Origin of the sequence: Streptomyces sp. VNUA24, from assembly GCF_029167005.1 — a bacterium.
Classification (GTDB): Bacteria; Actinomycetota; Actinomycetes; order Streptomycetales; family Streptomycetaceae; genus Streptomyces; species Streptomyces scabiei.
This window is the reverse complement of sequence record NZ_CP119143.1, coordinates 357,716-383,073: the sequence shown is the minus strand read 5'-3', so window position 1 is coordinate 383,073 and position 25,358 is coordinate 357,716. Positions and strand designations below refer to the sequence as shown.

General features: G+C 70.9%; 22 protein-coding genes and 1 pseudogene. 11 read left to right on the top strand and 12 right to left on the bottom strand.

Annotated features, from left to right (window positions below; genetic code table 11):
• The first annotated feature begins 203 nt into the window (after positions 1-203).
• Together PYR72_RS01575 and PYR72_RS01570 are read left to right on the top strand one after the other, a co-directional pair.
• Positions 204-899 carry a response regulator transcription factor gene (locus PYR72_RS01575; RefSeq protein WP_275453456.1) on the top strand — a complete coding sequence of 232 codons (696 nt, stop codon included), beginning with the start codon at positions 204-206 and terminating at the stop codon, positions 897-899.
• Positions 896-2,008 carry a histidine kinase gene (locus PYR72_RS01570; protein ID WP_275453455.1) on the top strand — a complete coding sequence of 371 codons (1,113 nt, stop codon included), beginning with the start codon at positions 896-898 and terminating at the stop codon, positions 2,006-2,008. Before PYR72_RS01575 ends, PYR72_RS01570 begins: the two co-directional genes overlap by 4 nt.
• Positions 2,009-2,267: 259 nt before the next feature.
• On the opposite strand, the gene PYR72_RS01565 is transcribed toward PYR72_RS01570, so the two are convergent.
• From PYR72_RS01565 to PYR72_RS01550, 4 genes are all read right to left on the bottom strand, one after another.
• Positions 2,268-4,058 carry an ABC transporter ATP-binding protein gene (locus PYR72_RS01565; protein ID WP_275453454.1) on the bottom strand — a complete coding sequence of 597 codons (1,791 nt, stop codon included), beginning with the start codon at positions 4,056-4,058 and terminating at the stop codon, positions 2,268-2,270.
• A 73-nt stretch (positions 4,059-4,131) separates the two neighbouring features.
• On the bottom strand, positions 4,132-4,347 hold the full coding sequence (locus tag PYR72_RS01560) for a hypothetical protein (RefSeq protein ID WP_275453453.1): 216 nt from the start codon (positions 4,345-4,347) through the stop codon (positions 4,132-4,134).
• A 109-nt stretch (positions 4,348-4,456) separates the two neighbouring features.
• The gene (locus PYR72_RS01555; RefSeq protein WP_275453452.1) at positions 4,457-5,179 is read right to left on the bottom strand and encodes an SIMPL domain-containing protein; all 723 of its coding nucleotides are present in this window, start codon (positions 5,177-5,179) and stop codon (positions 4,457-4,459) included.
• Positions 5,180-5,183: 4 nt separating this feature from the next.
• Entirely contained in the window at positions 5,184-6,104 is a 921-nt protein-coding gene (locus tag PYR72_RS01550; protein ID WP_275453451.1) for a hypothetical protein, read from the bottom strand.
• An 86-nt stretch (positions 6,105-6,190) separates the two neighbouring features.
• On the opposite strand from PYR72_RS01550, the gene PYR72_RS01545 reads away from it, so the two are divergent.
• On the top strand, positions 6,191-6,862 hold the full coding sequence (locus tag PYR72_RS01545) for a response regulator transcription factor (protein WP_275453450.1): 672 nt from the start codon (positions 6,191-6,193) through the stop codon (positions 6,860-6,862).
• Entirely contained in the window at positions 6,859-8,112 is a 1,254-nt protein-coding gene (locus PYR72_RS01540; protein WP_275453449.1) for an ATP-binding protein, read from the top strand. The genes PYR72_RS01545 and PYR72_RS01540 overlap by 4 nt, the downstream gene beginning before the upstream one ends.
• 35 nt (positions 8,113-8,147) lie before the next feature.
• On the opposite strand, the gene PYR72_RS01535 is transcribed toward PYR72_RS01540, so the two are convergent.
• The 5 genes and pseudogenes from PYR72_RS01535 to PYR72_RS01515 form a co-directional block, all read right to left on the bottom strand.
• Positions 8,148-9,119 carry a cytosine permease gene (locus PYR72_RS01535; protein ID WP_275453448.1) on the bottom strand — a complete coding sequence of 324 codons (972 nt, stop codon included), beginning with the start codon at positions 9,117-9,119 and terminating at the stop codon, positions 8,148-8,150.
• Positions 9,011-9,625: pseudogene (locus PYR72_RS01530) on the bottom strand (cytosine permease); the annotation flags it as partial. The pseudogene PYR72_RS01530 and the gene PYR72_RS01535, both read right to left, overlap by 109 nt.
• A gap of 4 nt (positions 9,626-9,629) precedes the next feature.
• The gene (locus tag PYR72_RS01525) at positions 9,630-12,728 is read right to left on the bottom strand and encodes an aminotransferase (RefSeq protein ID WP_275453447.1); all 3,099 of its coding nucleotides are present in this window, start codon (positions 12,726-12,728) and stop codon (positions 9,630-9,632) included.
• Complete coding sequence (locus PYR72_RS01520; RefSeq protein ID WP_275453446.1) at positions 12,721-14,154, bottom strand: amidase; 1,434 nt, start codon at positions 14,152-14,154, stop codon at positions 12,721-12,723. Before PYR72_RS01520 ends, PYR72_RS01525 begins: the two co-directional genes overlap by 8 nt.
• A 105-nt stretch (positions 14,155-14,259) precedes the next feature.
• The gene (locus PYR72_RS01515) at positions 14,260-15,072 is read right to left on the bottom strand and encodes an SDR family NAD(P)-dependent oxidoreductase (RefSeq protein WP_275453445.1); all 813 of its coding nucleotides are present in this window, start codon (positions 15,070-15,072) and stop codon (positions 14,260-14,262) included.
• 282 nt (positions 15,073-15,354) lie between these two features.
• On the opposite strand from PYR72_RS01515, the gene PYR72_RS01510 reads away from it, so the two are divergent.
• The 3 genes from PYR72_RS01510 to PYR72_RS01500 all read left to right on the top strand — a co-directional run bounded on the left by PYR72_RS01510 (position 15,355) and on the right by PYR72_RS01500 (position 18,185).
• Positions 15,355-15,999 carry a TetR/AcrR family transcriptional regulator gene (locus PYR72_RS01510; RefSeq protein WP_275453444.1) on the top strand — a complete coding sequence of 215 codons (645 nt, stop codon included), beginning with the start codon at positions 15,355-15,357 and terminating at the stop codon, positions 15,997-15,999.
• 302 nt (positions 16,000-16,301) lie between these two features.
• Positions 16,302-17,165, top strand: coding sequence for a hypothetical protein (locus PYR72_RS01505; RefSeq protein WP_275453443.1), 864 nt, complete (start codon positions 16,302-16,304; stop codon positions 17,163-17,165).
• 138 nt (positions 17,166-17,303) lie between these two features.
• Positions 17,304-18,185 carry an alpha/beta hydrolase gene (locus tag PYR72_RS01500; protein ID WP_275453442.1) on the top strand — a complete coding sequence of 294 codons (882 nt, stop codon included), beginning with the start codon at positions 17,304-17,306 and terminating at the stop codon, positions 18,183-18,185.
• Between the two features lie 156 nt (positions 18,186-18,341).
• Here PYR72_RS01500 and PYR72_RS01495 read toward each other — a convergent pair whose 3' ends face one another.
• The gene (locus PYR72_RS01495; protein ID WP_275453441.1) at positions 18,342-18,923 is read right to left on the bottom strand and encodes a TetR family transcriptional regulator; all 582 of its coding nucleotides are present in this window, start codon (positions 18,921-18,923) and stop codon (positions 18,342-18,344) included.
• A gap of 120 nt (positions 18,924-19,043) precedes the next feature.
• Here PYR72_RS01495 and PYR72_RS01490 point away from each other — a divergent pair, with 120 nt between their 5' ends.
• From PYR72_RS01490 to PYR72_RS01475, 4 genes are all read left to right on the top strand, one after another.
• Positions 19,044-20,174, top strand: coding sequence for an FAD-dependent monooxygenase (locus PYR72_RS01490; RefSeq protein ID WP_275453440.1), 1,131 nt, complete (start codon positions 19,044-19,046; stop codon positions 20,172-20,174).
• A gap of 121 nt (positions 20,175-20,295) precedes the next feature.
• Positions 20,296-20,961: a hypothetical protein gene (locus PYR72_RS01485; protein WP_275453439.1), complete on the top strand. Its 666-nt coding sequence runs from the start codon at positions 20,296-20,298 to the stop codon at positions 20,959-20,961.
• 139 nt (positions 20,962-21,100) lie between these two features.
• On the top strand, positions 21,101-21,862 hold the full coding sequence (locus PYR72_RS01480; RefSeq protein ID WP_275453438.1) for a ZIP family zinc transporter: 762 nt from the start codon (positions 21,101-21,103) through the stop codon (positions 21,860-21,862).
• Between the two features lie 310 nt (positions 21,863-22,172).
• Positions 22,173-23,600 carry an FG-GAP-like repeat-containing protein gene (locus PYR72_RS01475; protein ID WP_275453437.1) on the top strand — a complete coding sequence of 476 codons (1,428 nt, stop codon included), beginning with the start codon at positions 22,173-22,175 and terminating at the stop codon, positions 23,598-23,600.
• A 160-nt stretch (positions 23,601-23,760) separates the two neighbouring features.
• Here the strand turns inward: PYR72_RS01475 and PYR72_RS01470 are convergent, their stop codons facing one another.
• The gene (locus PYR72_RS01470; protein WP_275453436.1) at positions 23,761-24,465 is read right to left on the bottom strand and encodes an HAD family phosphatase; all 705 of its coding nucleotides are present in this window, start codon (positions 24,463-24,465) and stop codon (positions 23,761-23,763) included.
• Positions 24,462-25,130, bottom strand: a complete 669-nt coding sequence (gene ribB / locus PYR72_RS01465; RefSeq protein ID WP_275453435.1) for a 3,4-dihydroxy-2-butanone-4-phosphate synthase — start codon at positions 25,128-25,130, stop codon at positions 24,462-24,464. Before ribB ends, PYR72_RS01470 begins: the two co-directional genes overlap by 4 nt.
• Positions 25,131-25,358 lie beyond the last annotated feature (228 nt).

The following is a 25,358-nucleotide window of genomic DNA, read 5'->3' as shown; positions in this document are numbered from 1 at the left end:
TATCGGACGTGAGCTGTGCGGAGTCCGGGTGACGGGTCATGATCCCTAGGCTGGAGAATGGGCCGATCATGGACTACCCGGCACAAGGCTGCCGTGCCCCTGCCGACTGGTGGGTGCTACCCCGCCGTGTGGCTGGAGCTGCCGCTCGCCGGGCCGCAGGAGTCGTACGTGGCTTTAGGGTCGATTCGGCAGGGGCCGGACGGATGAACGAAGGTGAGGCGGAGCGCGTGATCCGGGTAGTGGTGGTCGACGACGAGGCACTGGTCCGCTCGGGCTTCGAACTCATTCTGGGCGCGTCCGAGGACATCGAGGTCGTCGCGACCGCGGGCGGCGGCCACGCGGTGGAGACCGTACGGCGGGAGCGGCCGGACGTCGTGCTGCTGGACATCCGGATGCCGGACGTCGACGGGCTCACCGTGCTGCGCGAGCTGCGGACGATGCCGGACGCCCCGGTCGTGGCGATGCTGACCACGTTCGACGCCGACGAGTACATCCTGACCGCGCTGCACTCCGGCGCGGCCGGGTTCCTGCTCAAGGACACCGAGCCGGACCAGCTGGCCCACCTGGTCCGCACCCTGGCCGCGGGCGGCGTGGTGCTGTCGCCCAAGGCCTCGCGGACCCTGCTGCACAGTCACTCCGGTACCGAGGCGGCGGTCGACGAGGAGGCGGCCCGGGTCCGCCTGCTCACCGCGCGGGAGCGTGACGTCCTCGTTCTGGTCGCCGAGGGATTGTCGAACGCGGACATCGGGGCGCGCGTCCATCTGGGGGCGGGCACGGTCAAGGACCACGTCAGCGCGATCCTCGGCAAGCTGCGGGTGGCAGGCCGGGTGCAGGCCGCGCTCCTGGCGCAGCGGGCCGGTCTGCTCGACGAGCGCACCCGGTCGGGGGCCGGCCGGTGAGCCGTGCACGTGCCGTGTGGCAGCGGGTTCCCGCGCCCGTCGTCGACATCGTTCTGGTGGTGGCGGCGGCCGTGGACGTACGGGTGGTGAGCATGTGGGGGCACACGCGCCTGGAGATGGTGCTGGCCGCCGTCGGCTGCGTCGCGTTGGCGTTCCGGCGCCGGTTCCCGCTCGGCGTGTTCCTGCTCACCCTGCCCATCGCGCTGATGCAGGAGGTCGCCGTGGCGGTGCTCGCGGCGCTGTTCACCCTGTCCGAGCGCTCCCGCAACCGCCGTCTCCTCGCGGTCTGCGTCGTCCTGGCCGCCGTCGCGAGCAGTGCTCCCTGGCCCCTGGCCGCGGCGGACCGGACCATGACCCTGGTCTTCTTCGTGTACTGCCTGGCGACCAGCGTCGCCCCGGTCCTGTTCGGCCAGCTTCTCCAGGCGCAACGGGACCTGGCGCGGCGGCTGGTCGAGGTCGAGGAGGCCAGGGAGCACGAGCGCACCCTGCACGCCCAGGCCGTGCTCGCCCGCGAACGCGCCCAGCTCGCCCGCGAGATGCACGACGTGGTCTCCCACCAGGTCAGCCTGATCGCCGTACGCGCCGGGGCGTTGCAGGTCGCCACCAAGGACGCGGATGCCAAGGAGGCCGCCCGCACGATCCGTTCGCTGAGCGTCACCACCCTCGACGAGCTGCGCACCATGGTCACGCTGCTGCGTGCCTCCGGCGGCAGGACCACCGATCTGACTCCGCAGCCCACCCTGGCCGACCTGCGCAAACTGGTGGCGTCCAGCGGCACGCACACGGAGCTGACGGGTGAGCTGCCGCCCACCGTGGGCACACCCGCCCAACGCGCCCTCTACCGCACGGTCCAGGAAGCCCTGACCAACGTCCGTAAGCACGCGCCCGGTGCCGACGCCCGTGTCGAGCTGTGGCAGGACGGCGACGGCATCGGGGTGACCGTCACCAACAGCCCTCCCACACGCCCCTCCCTCTCGTTGCCCGGTTCGCAGCAGGGCCTGGTCGGTCTGCGGGAACGGGCCGACATCCTGCACGGCACCCTGGACGCGGGACCGACCGCGCAGGGCGGTTACCGGGTGCGGCTGAGGGTGCCCCTCAACACGGACTGACATGCTGTTCCGTCGGCTTGCGGCTTGCGGCTTGCGGTCCGGGAGGCGAGCAGGCCCCAGCCGAGCAGCAGGACGGTGTTGATCCCGAAGGCCACGCACGCGATGCCTGCGGAGCCCCACCGGCCGAGACCGGCCCCCACAGCAGCACCGTCGTGGGCAACGCCGCCACCACCGGCGGCCGTTCGGCGCGTGCGGGGGCCGGTGGTTGTCCGGCCGGGAGTGGGGCGACGGCCGACCGGACAACCGGGTGTGCCAGGGGTCATCGGGCGGGGGTCAGGAGCTGAGTGGCCGCCAGTTGCGCGTACAGCGGGTCCTCGGTCACCAGTTCCTTGTGGGTGCCGACGGCGCGGACCCGTCCGGCGTCCATGACGACGATCCGGTCGGCGCCGGTCACCGTCGACAGGCGGTGGGCCACCACCAGCACGGTGGTCTCGCGGGCCACCTCCGCGACGACGTCCCGCAGCGCGAGCTCGTTGACGGCGTCGAGCTGCGAGGTCGCCTCGTCCAGGAGCAGCAGCCGGGGCCGCCGCAGCAGGGCGCGGGCGATGGCGATGCGCTGCCGCTCGCCGCCCGACAGCTTCGAACCGCGGTGTCCGACCGGGGTGTCGAGGCCGTGGGGCAGGCGTTCGACGAGGGCATCGAGCCTCGTGCGGGCCAGGACCTCACGGATGTCGTCGTCCGTCGCGGCGGGCGCCGCGAAGACCAGGTTCTCCCGCAGGGTGCCGGCCAGCACCGGGGCGTCCTGCTCCACGTACCCGATGGCGGACCGCAGTTCGGCCAAAGGCCAGTCCCGGACGTCCTTGCCGTCGACGAGGATCCGGCCGCCGGTGGCCTCGTGGAACCGTTCGATGAGCGCGAACACCGTCGACTTGCCCGCACCGGAGGGACCGACGAAGGCCGTCATCCCGCTGCCCGGCACCTCGAAGCTCACCTGCTGGTGAACATGCGGGAGGCCGGAACGGTAGCGGAAGGACACGTCCTCGAAGCGGACCGACGCCGGACCGGACGCCGCCGCCCCCTGCTGGGGCAGGCCGACCGGTTCACGGTCGGCCGGCTCGGTCGCCAGGTGGTTCACCTGCGTGATCCGGGAGATCGCGGCCGCTCCCTCCTGGTAGGAGGACACGGCGTCGACCAGCCGCGAGACCGGTTCGATCAGGTAGAAGAGGTACAGCAGGAAGGCGATGAGGGTGGAGACGGGAATCTCGCCGGACGCGACCCGCGCCCCGCCGACCCCGAGCACCGCCAAGAACGCGAGCTGGACGGCGAGTTCGTCGGCCGAGCCGGCCACGGCCTCCCATTTCGCGCTCTTCACACCGTGCCGCCACGCCCGCCGCGCCGCCGCGTCCACCCGGGCGGTCTCCCGCGCCTCGGCACCGGACGCCTTCACCGTGCGGAAGGCCCCGAAGGCCCGCTCCAGCGCGACGGAGATCTCCCCGACCGCCTCCTGCGAACGTTCGGTGGCCCGCGCGATCCTCGGCATCACCAGCATCGTGGCCCCGCCGACCAGCACGACCACACCGAGCGTCACGCCCAGCAGCACGATGTCCAGGAACGCCATCATCACGACCGCCGCGACGAAGGCGACCGCGCCCGTGGCCGCGGAGACGACCGCCTGCGTGCTGACCGCCCGCAGCAGGGTCGTGTCCGAGGTGACACGGGACATCAGATCGCCCGGCGGGATCCGCTCCCACTCCGCGATCCGCAGCCGCAACAGCCGCCCCACGACGGTGCGCCGGGCGGCCAGCACCACCGACTCCGCCGTCCGCTCCAGCACATACGCGCCGAACGCCTCCACGGCGGTGCCGAGCACCACCAGGACGGTGAGCGCGATCAGGATCCCGGCGACGGTGCCACCGGACGCCAGCCGGTCCACCAGCGCCTTGGTGGCCAACGGCTGCAACAGCCCTCCGGCGGCGCCGACCAGGGCGCACAGCAGACCGAGGGCGACGGCCCAGCGGTGCGGGCGGACATACGTGTACAGCGCTCTGACCGTCTCCCGGGCAGACAGGGACGTCGTCTCATCCGTCGTCGGGGCGGATGCGGTGTTCACAGCTTTCCTTCCTTCTGCGGTCCGTCCGGCACCGCGACAGGGTGTGGCGGGCCGAGCGTGATCGTGCGGCGGCTCAGCGGACGAGTCCGGCGGTGCCCGAGGAGAGGGCGCGTACCAGCGCTTCGGGTACCTCGGGGCGTACGACGAGCAGGACGAGGGCGCCCGCTCCCAGCACCAGGCCGAGGAACTCCAGGAAGTCGCCCCTGCGAGGGACCACGTCACGCCCCGGTTCGTCGGACGGTGGGGCGAGGGGGGTGTCGGGCTCCTTGCGCCGCGCACGATGTGTCATGCCTCCAGCCTGCGAGCCGGTCCGCCCCGCGCCCATCCGGCAACCGTCGGGTCCACCCCCGCCGAGTGGCTGGACAAGGCCGCCGACCGGTCGCACGGGCGGGGGCAGATCATCGCCGTCCGACGATCCGTGGTTGCGGTCCCAGTCGTGGTGGAGTCATGACGAAATGGGCTTCGACCTGGGCGAAGACGATCTGTCGTTCGGGTTGCAGGTGGAGGGCGTCCGGCGGTTCGGCTCCGTCGCAGCCCTCGGTGCCGACAGCGCCGTACGGGTCGTGTTCGGCCGACACCGGGGCGTCGAGGCTGCTGTCGGAGAGCTCGAGGAGGGCGACAAGTGTGGAGTCCAGGGACTCGGCGTAGTCGCGGGCGCGGCGGACGGCGTCGTGGACGGCGGTGAGGCGTGCCGTGCGGTGGACGGGTGAGTCGGGGCGCAGGGCCCACCAGGGACCGTCGACGCCGGTGAGGTCGAGTTCGGCGAGGCGGGTGGTGAGTTCGCCGAGGGCGGTGAAGTCGGTGAGTTCGGCGGTGGTGCGGATGTGGCCGTGGTAGGCGCGGACGCGTTCGCGGCGGCCCCGTTCGGTGAGTTGAGGGGTGATGGCCGGCGTGCCGGTCTCCAGGCGTTCGACGACGTCGCCGTAGCTTCTGACGAGGTCGAGTGCGGCGGTGTTCCGGCGGGCGAGGTCGCCGAGGGTGCCGCCTCGATCGTTGCCGCGGGCGGTGACGGTGATGCCGATACGGGCGAGGTCGGGGTCGACTTCGAGGGGGGCTTCACCGCGTACGGCCACGCGGGGTGCGGTGGGGGTGCCGTAGGGGCGGGATGGTTGTCCGGTCATGTCGTCAGCAGGTTCCGCCGCCGCCGCTGACGAGGCGGAGGGTGACGCCCGGGCCGGCCGTGGGTGTGCCGTGGAGCCCTGCCTGCCAGGTCCGGCCGAGGGGGTCTCCGCCGAGCAGAGTCGCGATGCTCGGGTAGTACGCGCGGCCCATGTTGCTCGCGCCGTTCTTCCACTTGAGGACGAGTTCGTCGTCGTACGCCGCATGCATGGAGGGGTAGCGCTCAAGCGTGATCTTGGCGGTGAACCCTCCGACAAGAGGATTCGCCTCGGTGCGGTTGAGTGGGGCGAGGCACGAGCCCTTGGCGCTTCGGACGGCCCTTGTCGCGTTGGTGATCTTGCCGGGCAGTTCCCCGTGGAGCGCCGACTCGGCGAGTTCGATACGGACGGGGAGGGTTGCGTCGGAGGCGTAGTCACCTTGTCGGGTGCGGACACCGATGGTGCCCTCCATGGCCCGGCCTGCGAAGGCGGCCTGCAGGATGGCGTTCTCGTCGATGTCCGCGACCGGTTTGATCTTGGTGACGGTGCCCTGGGAGAGCGTCGCGAGGTAGATCGTGTTCGCGTAGGCGGTACGGCCGTCCTCGGCGTCCGCCTTCAGTTGCTTGGTGACGGCGGCGGCGAGCGGCAGATCGCCGCCGCGGGTGGAGAACTTCGATCCGTCGCGCTTGATGGCTCCGTAGCGCTGTGTGCCGGACGGGTCGCCCGGCAGTCGGATCGGCTTCGTTCCCGGGAACAGTTTCGTGCAGTGCACGATGCCGTTTCGCTCTGTGGCGGCCGCGCAGATTCCGGCGAGAGCCCTCGGCGTGGTGCTGTTCCGGTCCGGGGTCATGGCCGCCTGGCTGGTGCCGCATCCGGTGAGTACCAGGGCGGCGAGGGCGCCGGCCGTCGCCGGACGCCTGCCACGGAAGCGTGGAGTGATCGTGTTCATGGCGATGAGACTGCCGGGCTGTACCTGAAGTGGTTCTGAGGGACGTCTTCAGGATTTTTTCAGCTCGGATGGCGGAAACTGAGCGGATGCGCCTGCTTCTGGTCGAGGACGAGCAACGACTCGCCGACGTCATCAAGTCCGGACTGGTGGACAGGGGTTTCGCCGTGGACGTGGTCGGTGACGGCAGCGAGGCCGTCTGGATGGCCGGGGAGCACCGGTACGACGCGATCGTGCTGGACGTGATGCTGCCGGGCCTCAACGGCTTCGCCGTGTGCCGGAAGTTGCGCGAAGCCGGCGACTGGACACCGATCATGATGCTGACCGCGATGGACGGTGAACTCGACGAGGTCCAGTCGCTGGACAGCGGCGCGGACGACTACCTGGCCAAACCGTTCTCCTTCGCGGTGCTGCTGGCGCGGCTGCGGGCCCTCGTCCGCCGGGGTGCTCAGGAACGGCCCGCCGTCATCGAGGTGGGCGATCTGCAGGTGGACCCGGCGGCGGCCTGCGCCCGGCGCGGCGGCGTGCACATCGCGCTCACCCCCAAGGAGTTCGCGGTGCTGCACCTGCTGGCCCGCCGCGCCGGCCAGGTGGTCACCAAGACGGAACTGCTCCAGCACGCCTGGGACTTCGCCTTCGAGGGCGATCCCAACATCGTCGAGGTCTACGTCAGTGCCCTGCGCCGCAAGATCGACGCACCCTTCGCGGTCCGCACCCTGACGACCGTGCGAGGCAGCGGCTATCTTCTGGAGCTTCCGTGAACCGGCTGTCGGTGCGGTTGCGGGTCACCCTGGCCGCGACCGTCATCGTCGCCACGGTACTGACCGCGGCCTCCCTCGTGCTGGTCCTCACGATGCACGACAGTCTGGAAGGCGGCGTCGCCGACGAGGCCACTCGGAAGGTCAGGGCCAGTGCCGCCGCACTCAAGGAGGAACCGCTCCTCGACGCCGCTCCACCCGGCGAGGACGGCGGCGCGTCGCCGACGCCGCCGCAGAGCGGGCACGGCGCCGGCACGGGTGGGGAGAAGGTGGTGATGGCCGACGGCTACGCGACCGCCAGCAAGGTCGTGGACACCGTCGACGGCCCGGTGACGGTGAGGGCCCGGGTCTCCCTGGCCCCTGTCCGCGACGCCCTCGACACGCTCGAGCAGCTGCTCCTGGTGGGTGTCCCGGCGCTGGTGGTGCTGATGGCCGTCATGACATGGCAGTTGATGGGCAGGGTGCTGGCCCCCGTGGAATCGATCAGGGCCACCTTCGCCGACATCACCGCCAAGAACCTCCACCGGCGGGTGCCCGAGCCCGTCACCCGCGACGAGGTGGCACGCCTGGCCCGGACCATGAACGTCACCCTGGGCCAGCTGGAGTCCGCGGTGGACCGGCACAAGCAGTTCGTCGCCGACGCCGCCCACGAACTGCGCAACCCGGTCGCCACGCTGAGCGCCCGGCTCGAACTCGGGATGACGCAGGCACCCGACCTCGTCACCGAGGCCCTGACCGACGTGGCCCGCATCAAGGAATTGACCGGTGATCTGTTGCTCCTCGCCCGGCTCGACGGCGGCGAACCACTGATGGGGACCGACGTCGATCTGGCTCAGGTGGCGGCCGAGGCCGCGGCACGCCCGGCCCCGGTGAAGATCACGCTGGAGCTGGAGTCCGACGTCATCGTGACCGGAACCCGCTCCCACCTGGAACGCATGGTCGCCAATCTCGTCGCCAACGCGGTCCGCCACGCCGCCTCCCGGATCACCATCAGGGTCACGGCCGACGGACTGGACGTCATCGACGACGGCCCGGGCATCCCGGCAGCCTCCCGCGAGCGGGTGTTCCAGCGCTTCCACCGACTGGACGAGGCCCGGGCCCGCGACGCGGGCGGATCCGGACTCGGCCTGGCCATCGCCCGCGACATCGCCACCGCCCACGGAGGCACCCTGACGGTCCAGGACACACCCCACGGCGCGCACCTGTCCTTCCGCATCACCGACGCCGGACGGACCGAACACGTTCACCCGTGAACCTGCGGCTCGGCCGCGGCGTGCCGGGGCCCGGGTCACGGCGGAGACGTCCCGTGCGGGCGCGCGACTGCCGTGGACGACTCTCCCCGGGTGGCGCGGCCGGCGCGGACGAGCGCCAGGTAGACGACCGAGGTGACGACCATGCCGGGAATCCAGGACAGGTCGGCGTCATCGAGTTGTCGCGCGACGGGACCGACGTACCAGGCGTTGCTCATGGCCGGAATGCCGGACACCACGCCGGTCAGGAAGGCGATGAGGACCTTGAGGTTGACTCCGTAGTGGGTCCACGTGGCCGGGTCGCTCCAATACCTTCCGCTGCGGGTGTACATGCCGGGGACGTCGTACGCTCCGTGCTGGACGAGGTAGAAGTCCACGAGGTTCACCGCTCCCCAGGGAATGAGCAGCAAGAGCAGGAACGACAGGAACGCCGTCAGGTTGCCGGTGAAGTCCTGTGACGCCGTGACGGCCAGGCCCACGCCGATGACGAGGGTCGGCAGCATCATCGCCGCACGGGTCCTGAACGAGTTCGGGATCTTGACGAAGGTCGACAGGCCGGTGATCAAGTTCAGCATCCCGCCGTAGAGGTTCAGCATGTTCGTCACGGCCAGGCCCAGGGCGGTCACCACCAGGACGACGGCCGCGAGCGCGCCCCCACCGAGCGCCGCACCGGCGCTCTGGAAGACGTCCGCGGCCGCGAACCTCGCCGCGAGCAGCACACCGATGACGCAGCAGAAGGTGGACGACAGGAACACCCCGGCCGCCGTCCACCAGAACACCGCCCGGCCCGACGCGTCGCTCGGCAGGTAGCGCGAGTAGTCCGAGACGGCCGTCGCGGGTAGCGCGAGTAGTCCGAGACGGCCGTCGCGTAGGTGAGCGCGAACGTCACGGCGACCCCGGTGCCGGCGAGGAACGACGTGAGCGACACCGGACCGGACGTCACCGCCACGCCGTCCCCTCGGACGAGCGTGTAGGCGCTGACGACGATCAGGCTGACGGTGAGCGGCCACGTCGCACAGCGGGCGACGACGTGGATGGCCCGGTTGCCCATCAGTGCGGGGACCACGCTCAGCGCGGCGACCAGTGACGTGGCCAGGGGCAGCGGGATCCTGCCGTCCGAGGCCACCTTGAGCGCGATTCCGCCCGCGAGCGAGACGGAGACCGTGAACCCGACGTACATGACGGACCCCACCACGACGGGCACCAGGGCACCGAGGTAGCCGAACTGGCCCCGGCTCTGGATCAGTTGGGGAATCCCCAGCCTGGCACCCTGGATCGAGTGCAGGGCCATGAGGACGGTCCCGACCAGGTTGCCGATGACGGCGGCGAGCAGGGCCGGCGGGATGCTGCGGCAGACCGAGTAGATGATCGCGCCGAAGATGGCGTTGCCGACGTTCAGGTTGGAGGCGAACCACACGTGGAAGAGGTCGCGGGGGCGCCCTCGTCGGTGGGACTCGGGCACCGGATCGACATGGTGCAGTTCGATCCCCGTGTCAGAGGCGGGTGTTCCGGTCATGGGCTCATTCCTTTCCCTCGCCACCCTGCCCGGTCGTGGGGTGCCGGTGAACCGACCGGGCCGAGGCCGCGCGGGATCGCGCCCGCTCCTCGAGCACCTGGGTGAACCGGGCGAGGAAGTAATCGGCGGCCGCTGTGTCGAAGCAGAGGGGCGGCTTGATCTTCAGGACGTTGAGCGCGACTCCGGTGGGCTGGATGACGACACCGAGATCGAGCATGCGGTCGCATATCTGGTTTGCGGCGGCGGGCGCCGGCTCCTTGTGGCCGCCCGGTACGACGATGTCGACCCCGCGGTAGAGGCCCTCTCCATAGACGGCGCCGATCTCTGGGAAGCGCGCCGCCAGGGTGTTGAGCTCGCCGCCGAGGTACGCGCCGACCGTGCGCGCGTTCTCCGGCAGGCGTTCGTCACGCAGGACGTCGAGGACCGCCGTACCGATCCGGCACGCAACCGGGCCACCGCCGGTGGAGGAGAAGAACCCGGCTCGTCGGCCGAACTCCGCCGCGATCTCGGCCCGGCACGCCACGACACCGAGAGGATGGCCGTTGCCGGTCGCCTTCGCCGCGGCGACGATGTCGGGGGTCGCGCCCTGGCCTTCGAACGCCCAGAACGCCGGACCGGTCCGCCCCATCCCGACCTGGATCTCGTCGGCGATGCACACCCCGCCCGCCTCGCGCACGGCGGCGTAGGCCCCGGCCAGGTATCCCGGAGGCGGAACGATTCCTCCCTGGCTGCCCAGCAGGGGCTCGGCCACGAACGCGGCCACGCCACCGCCCGGGCCCGCCTCGGCGCAGGCTCGCCGCACGGACTCCACATACGGCTCCGCGCGGGCACCGTGGCGTCCCCGGTACGGGTCGGGCGTCTCGGCGACGTGGACGTGATCGTCGAGCTCCTCGCGCCAGCGCGGGCGGTCATGGGGAAGCGTGTCCAGGGCGAACACGTCCGAGGTCCAGCCGTGGTAGGCGCCTTCGACGACGACCACCGAGCGACGCCCGGTGTGGACCCGGGCGAGTTGGACGGCGAGATCGACGGCCTCGCTGCCCGAGTTCACGAAGAAGAAGGTGTGCAGTTCCTCGGGCAGGGTGGCGGCGAGCCGTTCCGCGTACTCGCCCATGGCGTCGTACAGGAAGCGGGAGTTGGTGTTGAGCAACGCCATCTGCCGAGCCGCCGCCGAGGTGAGCGCGGGGTGCGAGTGCCCGACGACCGCGACGTTGTTGATCATGTCGAGGTACCGTCGGCCCGCGCTGTCGTAGAGCCAGTGCCGCCGCCCCCGGACCATCCGCACGGGAGGGTCGAAGTACGTCGACTGGGCGCCGGCCACGTACTTCGCCCGCCGCTCGTGCACGCGCTCGACGGTCTCTTTCCGCTCCGCCCGGACGGGCGTCCCGACGAGCGGCGACGGGTCCGCACAGAGCGTCAGCAGGGCCGCACGGTCCCGGACCCTGCCGTGGCCCGGCAGGTCGGGTGAGAGCCCGAGCTGGACGTGGACGTGGGCAGGCAGCGGGCCGATGGGCGGCGCTACCACCGCGACCTCGGCACCACGGCGCACGGTGTGCCCGACGGGGAAGTGCGTGACCACTCCGGCGAGCCTGACGAAGAACGTCGTGGTCTCGACGCGGCATTGCAACACGACGGCTCGATCGTCGGCCCGGACCACCGTGGCGTCGAACGGGGCGAAGACCTCCGTGCCGACGGGGACGAACAGATCAGCGCCCAGGTGCAGTGCGGCGGGGGCCAGGTCGCTCTGGTCCGGTCGGCCGAGGCGGACCTCGTCGAAGCGCCCGACGGCCGTCTCCGTGCCGGATCCGAGCAGTGGGAAGGCCCCGCCGTCCAGCCGGTCGCCCGCAGAGAACAGCTCCGACTCGACGCTCAGATCGACCGGCCGGAGCGGACCGAACTCCTGGCCGCGAAGGATCGGGCTCGGCGGCTGCCGGGCGACGAGATCGGCCAGGTCGGTCTCCGGCGCGCCGAAGCCGCAGGCCCGGCGCACCACCGCCGTCGCGAGCGCCGGGTCGGTCTCCAGCACGGCGCGCAACGCCCGCCAGTCCTCGGCGGCGACCTCGGCGACCCCCTCGTCGTCCGGATCCTGTTGCGACGCGACGGTCTGGAGCGCCGCGCAGAGTACGGCACGCGCACGCACCAGCGTCCAGAGCGCGTCCGCCTCCGCCTCGGACAAGGGCAGCCGGTCGAGGTACCCGGTGAGGACGGGCAGTACCGCTCCCAGCGGGTCCTCGGGAGTACGTGCGACGGCGGCCAGCATCGGCGTCGCGATCTCGGCGGCCCGCCACGTCCACACCAGGTCCCCGAAGTCGATGATCCCGGTCGGGACGAACTCTCCGTCGGCAGCGACGTCACCGACCACGTTGTGCTCGTGGATGTCGGTGTGCACGGCCTGTTCCGGCAACCGCCCGGCGATGTCGCCGACGGTGTCGTCCGCGGTGTCGGCAGCGATCGCGGTGTCGGCAGCGATGAGCTCGGCGACCGGAGCGAGCGCCCGCTCGATGAGGGCGTTCTCCGCGTCGGTGAAGCGGCCGGTGAGGTCCGACACGGTCTCGACCGCGTGGCGTGGATCCCATGAGGAGCGACGGTGCAGCCCGGGGTGGTCGAACCCGGCGAGTGCGGTGACCGATCTCGCGGCCAGTCGGCCGAGGCAGCGCAGTGCCCTCGGCGAGAGGTGCGCGGCGGAGCCCAGCGGTGTGCCCGGAACCCAGTCCAGCAGCCGTATGCGGAGCCCGTCGAGGTCGACCAGGTCATGGTCCCGCAGCGTCTGGACGGCTGCCGGTACGACGAGACCCGGATCCCGGGACCGGAAGTGACGGATCGCCAGGTGTTCGGCGTGGGCCGCCTCGGCACCGCCGTCGGCCGGGGTCACCCGCAGGACGTGTCGTCGCCCGTTCACGGCGTTCTCGACCAGCATGATCTGGTCCTGTGTGCTGCCCAGGTCGGTGAGCCGGCCGTCGATGCCCCACTCCTCGCGAAGGAGGCGGGCCGCGTCGTGCTCCGACAACGTCGGGCCGGTGCCGGGTGCGGGTGCGGGGGAGGAGGCGGCGGAGACGGTGACGTCGGCTGTGGCTTCCTCGGTGGACGGCCGTCGCGTCTCAGCCATGGTGGGCCGGCTCCGGACGCCAGTCCGGGTCGCTCCAGAGGCCGAGACGTGCCTCGGCGGCCGCCCCGAGACGGAACGCCGTCAGATCGTCGAACGGCCGGGCGACGATCTGCACCCCGGTCGGCACGCCGTTGCCGGCACGGCCCGAGGGCACGTTGAGGACCGGATGCCGGCTCGCGATGTTGAAAAGCTGGGTCAGGCACTGGCCCACGAGGTTGGCGAACCGCACGCCCTCGGCAAGCTCGACGGACTCCGCGGAGGTGGCGTCCGCCGGATAGCCGGTGGTGGCCATGGTCGGGCAGATGAGGGCATCGTGGTCGCGGAATATCCCGGCGAGTACGGCATGCATACGGCCTTCCTCCTCGACGGTCCGCAGGGTGCCGAGACTCTTCAGGGCCGCCTCGCACGCCTCGACGACGTCGAGGACGTTCCGGGACCACCTCGGGTCGTCGGCCGGCGCGCACTCCCGTACGGACGGCCCGAGGAGGAGGCCGTAGTGCGCCATGGCGGTGGCCATGATCGACTGGCGGGTGATCGGGATCTCCACCTGGGTCACCTCGGCCCCGGCATCCCGCAGGGCGCTCGCGAAGCGCTCGATGTTGGCCACGGCCTCGGGGACGACGGGGAAGTCACCGATGGTGACCGCGAGCGCGACCTTCAGTCCCGCACACGATCCGAAGGTCGTGGGGAGCGGTGGAGCAGCGGGGACCGAGGTGTGGTCGACGGGGTCCGGTCCGGCGATGACGTTCTGGAAGAGAGCACAGTCGGTGACCGTGCGGGCCATCGGCCCGTCCTGGCAGTAGGTGTCGAGACTGGTCGGCGGCAGCGACGGCACCCGCCCGTAAGGGGGCCGGAACCCGACGACGCCGCACAGGGCCGACGGCACCCGGATGGAGCCCGCGATGTCGGAGCCGGTGGCCAGGGGGGCGAGTCCGGCTGCCAGTGCCGCACCCGAGCCGCCCGACGAACCGCCGGGGCTGTAGTCGAGGTTCCACGGATTGCGTGTGACGCCCCACAGCTCGGAGTGGGTGGTCACGGCGATCGAGAACTCCGGTGTCGTGGTCCGCAGGTGCAGGACCGCACCGGCGTCGATCAGCCGCTGGACCATCGGCTGCGTGCGCGTCGCGACGGTGCCCTCGGTCAGTAGGGAGCCGAGCCGATGGGACCGGCCGGCGATCGGCATCTCCTCCTTCACCGCGACCGGGACACCTTCGAGCGCTCGGGGCGCCGAACCCTTCCCCGCGTACCTGGCCTCGGCCGCCCGCGCGACCTCGTGGGCCTCGTCGAACATCTCCTCGGCGACCGCGTTGACCTCGCTGGTCTTGGAGACCCGCTCGATCAACGACTCCAGGACTTCCACCGGGGACAGCTCGCGCCGCCGAAACGCCCCCAGCATGTCCTCGGCCGACAAATAGTTCAGGTCCATTCTTCGCTCCTCTTGGCAATGGGCAGTGCGGGCAATGGGCAGTGCGGGCGATAGGCGGCGGGCAAAAGGCCGTGCGGGCAAGAGGCCGTACGGGCCTGCAAAGGGCTAATGCGTGAAAAGTGACGCGGGGTCGCCTGTCGGGCTCAGCCCGCGCTCCTCCTGGATGGAGTTGCCGCCGTCCACCACGAACAGCTGTCCCGTGACGTAGGAGGACTCCGGCGAGGCCAGGAACGCCACCAGAGCGGCCACCTCCTCGGGACGCCCGGCGCGACCCACCGGCGTTGCCGCCCCGAGGGCGTCGACGTGCTCGTCCAGCCCTCCGGTCGCGATCCAGCCGGGGGCGACGGCGTTGACCGTGACGCCCCGCGAGGCCGTGTCCATGGCTGCCGAGCGGGTGAGGCCGATCAGGGCGGCCTTGGCCGTGTGATAGGCGATGTCGCCCTTGTACGCCATCACCGGACCGGAGAGCGACGACATGTTCACCACCCGGCCGTATCCGCGGTCGAGCATCGGCCGGAGGGCGGCGCGGGTCATGTGGAAGGCGGTGTCGAGATTGCGCGCCAGGGCGGAACGCCACTGCTCGTCCGAGGCGGTGGCGACGCTGGACGGGTCCTCGGGCTCGGCCACCGAGACCATGCCGGCGTTGTTGACCAGAACGTCGATCCGCCCGAAGGCGTCCAGTGCCTCGGCCACCACCGACTCCGCGAACCGGGCATCGGTGAGATCGCCCGCGACCCCACGGACGGGGCAGCGGCCCGCCAGCTCGGCCACCCGCTCGTGGATGCGTGCGGTGGTCGAGGTGATCACCAGTGAGAAGTCGTCGGCCAACCGCTCGGCGCATGCGAAGCCGATGCCGGACGTGCTGCCGACCCCGGTGATGATCGCGACGGGCCGGCCGTCGGCGTTGGTCGGGTTCATGTGGTGATCAACCTCGGATTCCTGGATGCTCGATGCCGTGAATGAGTTGGACGTTCGTCACAGTAGGGATGTCGAAGCGCTCTGGCAATGGCTTGTTGAGCTGCCTACTCGTGAGTCGATATAAGTTGTACGTTCGTACCAGTCATGGTCGAGTGGTAGGCTGCGGCAGCCTCACCGCTCAGGCGGGCTGCTCCGCGATTGCTACCGTGCGGCCACTGCGCCATGCATTGCCGTCGTGCTACGCCCGACGGTCACCCACAGGGGAAGGGGACGAGGAAAGACATGAGCCGGCCCGGCGGATCCGCCCAGCAACGAGACACCCCCGTACTGACCGAGCGCGGCGGGGTCCGCAAGGCGGCCATCCTCGAAGCAGCCCTGCGGGTCATCGGGGACAAGGGACTGGCCGGACTGTCCATGCGTGCCATCGCGACGGAAGCGGGACTGCCGCTCGGAGCTCTCGGCTACTACTTCAAGACCAAGGACGATCTGATCCTCGAGGCGTTCGAGTTGCACACCCGCCGGGAGGCGGACCGGGTCCTCGCGGCTTTCGCGGGTGTGGTGGACGGCGACCACGCCGACGACGTCGCCGAGCACCTCACGGCGTTCATCCAGCACGGACTGACCGAGGCGCGAACGAGGCTGGTCGCGGAGTACGAGTTCCTGATCGAAGCAACCCGTAGGCCGGATCTCGCGCGGGTCTCGCGGGCCTGGCGCCAGGCGCTGCAGATCCAGGTCGGTCACGTCGCGACCCGGCTCGGCTCGGACGATCCCGAGACGGACGCGGAGATCATTCTCTCGGTCGTCGCGGGTCTGGAGATCGACCACCTCTCCGCACCGCTCGACCCGTCGACAACGCAGGCGATCCGCACCGCGCTCCGCCGCACGATCACCAGGCTCGGACTCCACGGCCACGCCACGCGGCCGTAGATCCCGCCGGGCGGTCCAGGCGTACGACATCTTCGGCGGCGTCGACGACGGGTTCGTGCCGAGCGGCGGACATCGGGAGGCGGCAGCTGGTGCCGGGCGTTGCCGCGGTCGTCCTCGTGGGGCTGGGCGTCAGAGCCGCGGTACGTCCCCCGTCCCGTACCTGTGTCGCCCGCCGATTCGGGTCCGAAGCTCCCTTAGGCTCGCTTCGCCACATGTGACCTTGGACGGGCGGAGGGCGGGAGGCGCGTATCAACCGCGAGCGGCTGATCAGAACGCTGACGTTCTGGCTGCGTCCTTCGTTCGTGCTGCGTGTCATCGGCCGGTTCCAGAGGATCGCGGGATTCGACCGCGCGATGGCTCTGGCCTCGGGTGCGCTGACCGCGCTGATCCCGCTGGCGGTGGTGAGCGGTGCCGTCTTCGGCAGTGAGTCCGCGGACCGGATCATCAACCGTTACGGCCTCACCGGTGAAGGCGCCGAGGCGGTCCGGGCGGTCTTCTCCGCCGACACCGCGAGTGCCGGCGTCGGTGTTTTCGGGACGGTGTTTCTGGCGATCTCGGTGCTGAGCTTTTCCCGGACCATGCAGCGGTTGTTCGAGCAGACCTGGGAGCTGAAGCCGCTCGGTGTGCGCAACACGCGCAACGGCCTGTGGTGGATCTGCGTGCTCAGCTTCTACACCGCGGTGATCGGTTGGCTCTACGTGGCTCTGGGCGGGGGACGGCTGGGGCTGGCAGCCGCGGTGTGCGAGGTACCGGTCACCACCGCCTTCCTCACCTTCAGCGGCCGCATCCTCTCCGCGAAGCGGCTCGCCGGGGCGGCCCTGCTCCCGTTCGCGGTCTGCGCCGCTGTCCTGACCGCGGCCTATTCGGTGCTCGCGACGGTCTACCTGCCGCGCCTGTTCAATTCCTACGCCTCGCGCTACGGCGCGGCCGGCGCGGCATTCGGGATGGCCTCGGTCCTCTTCGGTGCCATGCTCGTCCTCGTCCTGTCGTCGGCGCTGGGGCGGGAGGTACGAGAGGAACTCCTCCGGATCCGGCAGGGCCTGCGTCCCTCCCAGGACGAGGTCCGCCGCCAGTGGGACGGCATCGTCGAGCAGACCCGGTCGCGCTGGCGCACCGTGCGCAGACAACCCTCACGGAGCCAGCCCGAGGACTCCCACCCACGCTGAGTCCACATCTTCGCGCACCCGGTCAGGACCAGGTTCGCGTCCCGCATGTCGCGGTGTGCTCGCTCACGGACGCGGCCGATATGCCTGCGATGCCCGCAGCGCCGATGAGTTTCGGGGGCGGGGCCGGTCTGCACAGGTATGGAGACGCACACACTCGAGACAGCCGGCGCGGACCTCGTCCATGACGTTCGCGGGCCGCTGCCGACCACCGATGGACGCCCGCCGTTGTTCATGATCGGGCAGCCCATGGACGCTACCGGCTTCGCCGCGCTCGCCGCGCGCCTGCCCGAGCGGACCGTGGTCACCTATGACCCGCGCGGCCTCGGTCGCAGCACGCGTAAGGACGGGCGGGTCGACCACACGCCGCAGACCCAGGCCGACGACGTGCACGCCGTCATCGAGGCGCTCGGGGCCGGGCCGGTCGAGATGTTCGCCAGCAGCGGGGGAGCCGTCACCGCGCTCGCGGTCGTGGCGACGTATCCCGCAGACATCACCACCCTGGTCGCGCACGAGCCGCCGCTCATCACCCTCACGCCCGACGGCCCGGCGGCCGTGCGGGCGCGGGCCGGAGTGCGCGAGGCCTACGAGAAGCGGGGATGGGGGGCCGGGATGGCTGCGTTCGTGGCGATGACGTCGTGGAAGGGAGAGTTCACCGACGCGTACTTCGCACAGCCGGAGGCCGATCCTGCCGAGTTCGGGATGCCCACGGAGGACGACGGCTCACGCGACGATCCCTTGCTGTCGGACCGGTCATGGGCGGTCAGCAGCTATCGGCCGGATGCCGACGCGATCGCCGCCGCGCCGACCCGTGTCGTGATCGCGGTGGGCGAGGAATCCAAGGACGCGCTGACCCACCGCACCTCCGTCGCGACCGCTGAACTGCTCGGACAGCAGGTGAGCGTGTTCCCGAGCCATCACGGAGGGTTCCTGGACGGCGAGTTCGGATATGCGGGGAAGCCGGACGAGTTCGCGCATCGACTGCGCCAGGTCCTGGACGGCGCCACACAGGCCGACCGCTAGGAGCAAGCCGGCGTACCCATCGGCGGGAGGCAACTCGGCAGGTCCCTGGGAACGTTGCCGTGGAGCCTCGGGTGTGTACCGGCGGCGAAGACGTCTGCATCCGTTCAACCAGGACACGTTCGCTCGACTACCTAAGGGCGTTGGCGGCCGACGGCCCTAATCGGGGTCGAGGACAGCCTGGATGGCCGGGGCCAGTCCTCTTTCGATCTCGTCCGGCGTCAGGGTGGTCACTGCCGGGAGGCGCAGCAGGTAGCGGGTGAGCCCGAGGCCGAGGAGTTGCGCGGAGACCAGGCCCGCGCGCTGCGCGGCGACTTCCGGGCCCAGGGCGGCGGCGAGCGTCGGGGCGACCTGCGCCGCGAAGATCTCGTGCATCCGCGCCGCCGCCTGTTCGTTGGTGACCGCCGACCGCATCAGGACGAGCAGAGCGTCGTCGGCCGGGTCGCCCTCCCAGCGTTCGATGAAGTGCCGCACCAGGGCTTGGGCGAGCTTGTCCGCCGGGATGCCCGTCAGATCGGGCAGGCGCAGGTCGATGGCGAGTGTCGCGTCGAAGAGCTGGGCCTTGTTTCCGAAGTAGCGCATGACCATCGACGGGTCGATGCCGGCGTCGGAGGCCACGGCCCGGATGGTGGTGCGTTCGTAGCCCTGGGCTGCGAAGCGTTCGCGCGCGGCGCGCAGGATCGCGGCCTTGGTGCGGTCCGAACGCCGATCGGTCCCGGTGATCTTGGCGGCTTGCGTCATGTCAACGACTGTAGGCCAACGCATGTTGACTTTCCAGTGCACAGCCGCGCATCATGTCAACGAACGTTGGCCAACAAGTGTTGGCAAACAGTTGTTGACGCGTCCTGGAGGAGAGACGACATGAACGCCACCACACTCCCCGACCGCACGGAGGTCGCCATCGTGGGCGGCGGCCCGACCGGGCTCGCGCTCGCCGTCACGCTCGCTTCGGCCGGCATCGACTTCGTCGTCCTGGACCGGCTGGCCGAGGGAGCGAACACCTCGCGTGCCGCCGTCGTCCACGCCCGCACCCTGGAGGTCCTGGACGAGCTGGGAGCCTCCGAGGAACTGATCGCGCGAGGCGTCCAGGTCACTCGGTTCGCCGTCCGCGACGGCGCCCGCAGACTGCTGACCGTGCCGTTCGACCGGCTGGCCACGCCCCACCCGTACACGCTCATGGTCCCGCAGTACGAGACCGAGAACGTGCTGCTGGACCGGCTCCGCGCGCTCGGCGGAGACGTGCACCGACCCTACGAAGTGGCCTCCGTCGTCCAGGACGAGGACGGGGTGACCCTCACCATGACGTCCGGCCGGACGCTGCGCGCCGCGTACGCCGTCGGCGCCGACGGCATGCACAGCACCGTGCGCGAAGCGGCGGGCATCGCCTTCACCGGCAGCGCCTACGCCGAGTCCTTCGTCCTCGCCGACGTGGTGATGGACTGGGCCCCGGGCCCCGCCGAGGTCTCGCTCACCTTCGGCACCGCGGGCCTCGCCGTCGTCGCCCCGCTCCCCGGCGGCCACTACCGGGTCGTCGCCACCGTGGACGATGCTCCCGCCACACCGGACCTCGACTTCGTGCAGCAGATGCTCGACGAACGCGCCCCCGGCCAGGCCCAGGTCACCGACCTCGCATGGTCGTCACGGTTCCGGGTGCACCACCGGGTCGCCGAACACTACCGGGCGGGGCGCCTGCTGCTGGCCGGCGACGCCGCCCACGTACACAGCCCGGCCGGCGGGCAGGGAATGAACACCGGCATCCAGGACGGCCACGCTCTCGGCCGGGCCTTCGCCGACGGCAAGCTCGACGGCTACGAGGCGCAGCGCCGTCCCGTCGCCCAGAGGGTGGTCGCCTTCACCCACCGGATGACCCGCCTCGCCACCACACGCAACCCGATGGCCCGGGGGGCACGCAACACCGTGCTCCCGCTGCTCGGCCGCACGTCCCTGCCGAAGAAGCTCGCCACCGAGCTCGCCGAGCTCAACTACCGTTAGGGAGAATGCTGTTCGGGGACCACTCAGGCCACTCGGTGCGGGCATGGGCCTCGCCACGACACCCGCCACCGCGGCGATCACCGACGCCTTGCCGCCACGCCTACCGAGCGTGGGAGCCGTTGTGAACGACCTGTCATGCGAACTCGGCGGCGCGCTGGGCATCGTCGTGCTCGGCACCCTCAAGAGTGCTCGGTACCGCGACGAACTCGACACCGGCGGGCTCCCCGGCCCGGTCGCGCACGCGGCACGCTCCTCCCTCGCCGCCGCCGACCACATTGGCCGCACCACGGGCAACACCGCACTGATCGAACGAGCCCGAGATGCCTTCGCATCCGGCATGCATCTCGCACTCATCAGCGGCGCCGTGACGCAGCCCGGGACACGCAGCCCGGGACACGGCACAGGTGACGGCGTGGCGGCGGCCGATCGCCGGACACATCCACCACGACGGACGGCGCGCGAGACCACGATCCGTCCCGCGCGCCGCACCGGGAAGGGAACCGACATGACTCCGCTGCACGGCAGGCGCGAGGGGCACGACGGGCGCGACAGGCACGACAAGACCGCGCACCAACCCGGCCCTGAGCGGTTGCCGGAGTCCCTCCAAGCCCTCACACGGCCCCTCGCTCTCCTCGGCACACGCGGCATCGGGCTCATCTTCACGGCCCTGGCCGCGGGCCCGGCCGACATCCACCTCACTCACGAGCGTGTCCCCGGCACCCCGAGACCTGCCGTCTACACGTTCGCCCCCACGGCCAGGCGCTCCTCATTCCCCCGGCCGCTCTGACCGTATGAGGGTCGTAAGCGCCGGCGTGCTCCGTCGATCCCCGCCATGGTCGAGCAGGAGCTCGCCGACCTCATCCTGACGCATTACGCGCGCTGCAGCCGCTCGTTGATGCCCATGCACAGCGGGTAGAAGAGGCGGCATGACGGAAGTGGTAGAGGCTGGTCTGTGGGGGTTGGTGGCGGGTTCGGCACTGTTGCTCGGTGCCGCGCTGGGTTATGGGCTGCGGGTGCCACAGAAGGTGATCGCGACGGTGATGGCCTTCGGCGCCGGGGTGCTGATCTCAGCGGTCTCCTTCGAACTGGTGGGGGAGGCGTACGAGCAGGCGGGGCTTGCTCCGGCGACCGTCGGCACCCTGATCGGCGCCCTCGCCTACACCGGGGGCAACGTGTGGCTGGCCCGCAGGGGCGCGCGTCACCGCAAGCGCTCCGGTCACGAGCGGACCAAAGCGCAGCCCTCGGAGGCCGAGCAGGGCGGATCCGGGACGGCGCTCGCGCTCGGCGCTCTGCTCGACGGGGTGCCGGAGTCGGCGGTCATCGGGGTGAGTCTGCTGGACGGCGGTGCGGTGAGCCTGGTGACCGTGGCTGCGGTGTTCATCAGCAACGTCCCTGAAGGGCTGTCCAGTTCGGCGGGTATGAAGAAGGCCGGCCGTGGACGGGGGTATGTCTTCGGTGTCTGGGCGGCGATCGCCGCGGCCGGCACGGTGGCGGCCGTCCTCGGCTACACGGTGGTCGGGTCCTTCTCTCCCGCCGTGATCGCCGCGGTGACCGCGGTGGCCGCCGGGGCGATCCTCGCCATGATCGCGGACACGATGATCCCCGAGGCGTTCGAGGACGCTCACCTGGCCATCGGCCTGATCACGGTGAGCGGCTTCCTGGTCTCCTTCGCCCTCTCCCACACCTGACCGCCGGGAGCCGGACAACGCTGCCAGGGCGCTGCGTGCGGCGGTCGTGCACAATTCGACCTCGCTGAACACCTTGCACTCGACCGTCACCGACGCCATGGGCCACGACTTGAACGCCCCACTCACGGCCACTTCCAGGTCAGCGCCACCAACCGACGCACTATCGCCACCGGCCGGCTGCTGCGCACAACCCTGGACGGCAGCAGCGCCCAGCCCATTTCAGAGGGCAAGGGAGTTCCTGCGGTGTACAACCTTCACTCGACGTGGCTCGTCTCCCGTCACGTCACACACGTTCCGCTCAGGAGGCACAGTGCCCCGCCGCACTCTCACCGTCGCGATCGCCGTCACCACGCTCGCGACCCCCTTCGCACTCTTCGCCACCTCCGGCACGGCGTCGGCCGTGCCCGTGCCGCCCCGCACACCGATGACCGACTTCAACCACGACGGACACGCCGACCTCGCGGTCGCGGCGCCCTTCGGCACCGTCGGCGGTGTGGAGAAGGCCGGTTACGTCTCGGTCGTGTACGGCACCGCCTCCGGGCCCGGAACGGCCGGCCACCAGATGATCAGCCGGGCCACTCCCGGCGTCCCCGGCGACCTCCAGGGCACCTTCGCCTTCGGTGCCCAGACCCTCCCCGGTGACCTCGACGGCGACTCGTACACCGATCTGCTCGTGGCGGGCGGCGGCGACAGCGGCGAGCCGACCGTGCTCTGGGGCTCCAAGGATGGTCTTACGGGCCAGAACACCGTTCTGCCGTACCGGTACTCCAAGTTCGCCCTCGGTGACTTCAACGGCGACGGCAGGCGCGACCTCGTCGTGAACTCCGACCCGAGCGACGACCCGGACGTCTCCGGGATGACGATCCAGTACGGCCCGTTCACCCGCGACGGCAAGACGCGCACCCAGGACAGCATCACCACGGATGACGGCTCCTCGGGTCTGCGTTCCTTCATCACCGGTGACCTCACGGGCGACGGTGTCGACGACATCGTCACCACGCACGGCTTCGAGGAGATGCAGCACGAGGCCCGCTTCTGGAAGGGGTCGAGGACCGGCGTCGGCCATACCTCCAAGGCCCTCGGCACGGCGTACAGCGGCACCGTCGGCGATGTCGACGGCGACGGCTACGGCGACCTGATCACCCGCGACATCGGTGCCGTCAGCGAGGTCATCGACGACGCCCCGGGCAGCATCACCATCCAGTACGGCGGCTCCACCGGACCGAGCAACACACGCAAGAAGGTCATCACCCAGGCCACCGCGGGGGTTCCCGGGGCGAGCGAGGCGCACGACGCCTTCGGCGCCTCCCTCAGCGCCGGTGACGTGAACGGCGACGGCAAGGCGGAGGTCGCGGTCGGCGTCCCCGGCAAGAGCCTCGACGCCGCCACCGGTACCGGCGCGGTGATCCTGCTCAAGGGCGCGTCCAAGTCCGCCGGTGGCATGACCGGCAAGGGCGCGCTCGCCTACAACCAGTCCACTGCGGGCGTCCCGGGCGTCTCCGAGTCGGGCGATGACTTCGGCCGCCGGGTGAGCCTCTCCGACCTGAACAAGGACGGCAAGGCGGACCTGACGGCGACGGCCCCCGGCGAGGGTGGTGCCTTCGCCGACTCGGGTGCCCTGTGGAACCTCTACGGCTCCGCGAGCGGCCTGTCCACGACCGGCGCCGGCACGCTCAGCCCCGTGAAGCTCGGTGCCCCCGAGAAGAACGCCAAGTTCGGCCACACGCTCGGCGGCTGACCCCCTCGGCACCACAGGAGCGTAGAAGCGGCCGTCACCCTCGGGCTGCAGGAGCTGAGGAGTCGGTCGGCGGCTCTTTTGCACGGTCAGGCATGTTGCTGATCTCTGAGTCTTCGTCACGGTCGCCGGTGGTCTTGGGCCGGGACTGTGCCCGCGCTGGTCAGGGTGTGGGCTGGGGTTCGGCGGGGAGGCCGGGTCTGGCCGCGGCGCTGAGCAGGCGGGTGAGGGCCGGACGGGCTTGGATCGCGCTGTCGGTGTATGCCGTGACCAGCGCACTGATGTCGGCGGGCAGGGTGGTGTCGTCGCGGGCGACGGCCAGGACGTGCATGCCCGCGGCGTGCGCCGACCGGATGCCGTTCGGGGAGTCCTCCACGGCCAGGCATTCGCCGGTGGGGATGCCGAGTGCGACGGCGGCCCGCTGGTAGGCGTCGGGGGCGGGTTTGGGCCGTGTGACGTCCTCGCCGCAGATCACGGTGTGCAGCAGGCCGGTCAGCCCGGTTCGGTCCAGGGCGGCGTGGACGAAACGCCGGGGGCTCGCGGTGGCCACCGCGACCGGCCCGTACCGCGTGGCTTCCAGGACCAGGTCGACGGCTCCGGGCAGCGCGCGCACGTGTCCGGCCTCCACTTCGATGATCATCGAGTCCGTGCATACGGTGGTGACCTCGTCGGGAGTCGCGGTGCCGTCGCCGAGGCCGGCGACGTAGTCGGCCCAGGCGCCGTTGCCGTGCAGCGCGGCCGTGTCCTCGGCCCGCCAGCGATGCCCGTGGTGGACGGTGAAGGCGGCGCATGCCTTGGGCCACAGGTGGCGGGTGTCCACCAGGGTGTCGTCGAGGTCGAACACGGTCGCCCGGATGACGGCGGTCATCCGCTCACCCAGGTGGCGACGCCGTCCGGACCCGGCTGCTGCACGGCGTGGGCGATCTGCTCGATGGAGACGAGGGCGAGGCGGTGGGTGTCGGCGAACACGCGCAGTTCTTCGAAGGGCGCGACGGATCCGTCGTCCTGGCACACCTCGCTGATCACCCCGACCGGACTCAGGCCCGCCAGCCGCAGAAGGTCGACGGTGGCCTCGGTGTGCCCACGTCGCTCGCCGATCCCGCCCGGCCGGGCCCGCAGCGGGAACATGTGCCCCGGGCGCGTCAGCTGCCCGGGGAGCGTACGGGGGTCGGCCAGCGCGCGTGCGGTGCGGGCCCGGTCCGCGGCGCTGATTCCCGAGCCGGTGCCGGCCGCGTCCACGGACACGGTGAATGAGGTCGCCTCGTCGGGGGCGCTCCCCGCGGCCGGAGGGACCATCAACGGCAGACACAGCCGGTCGGCGGTCTCCGGCGCCATCGGCGCACAGATCAGGCCGCTCGTGAAGCGCACGAAGAAACCGATGGCCTCGGCGGTGGCGAACTCGGCCGCCATGACGAGATCGCCCTCGTTCTCGCGGTCCTCGTCGTCGACCACGATCACCGGACGCCCCGCCCGCAGATCGTCCAGTGCCAGAGCGACCAGGTCCAGTGTCCGGGATACCGATGCTGACGTCACAGTGTTCAGTCCTTGCCTGAGGAGGATCTTCCCGGAAGGCATCGGCTGCAGACCGAACGGACTTGAGCGGTTCTCACGCTGCGGGGGCCTGCGGACAAATGAACGAATCGTTCAGGCGTTCATGAGCGTCGCGCTGAGGTGCGGTCGACACACGCCGCGGTGTGCGCAGTCCCGATCAGCGATGCTCTCTGCCCGCAGAGACGTGCCACCCCGTAGGCCGGTCGCGGC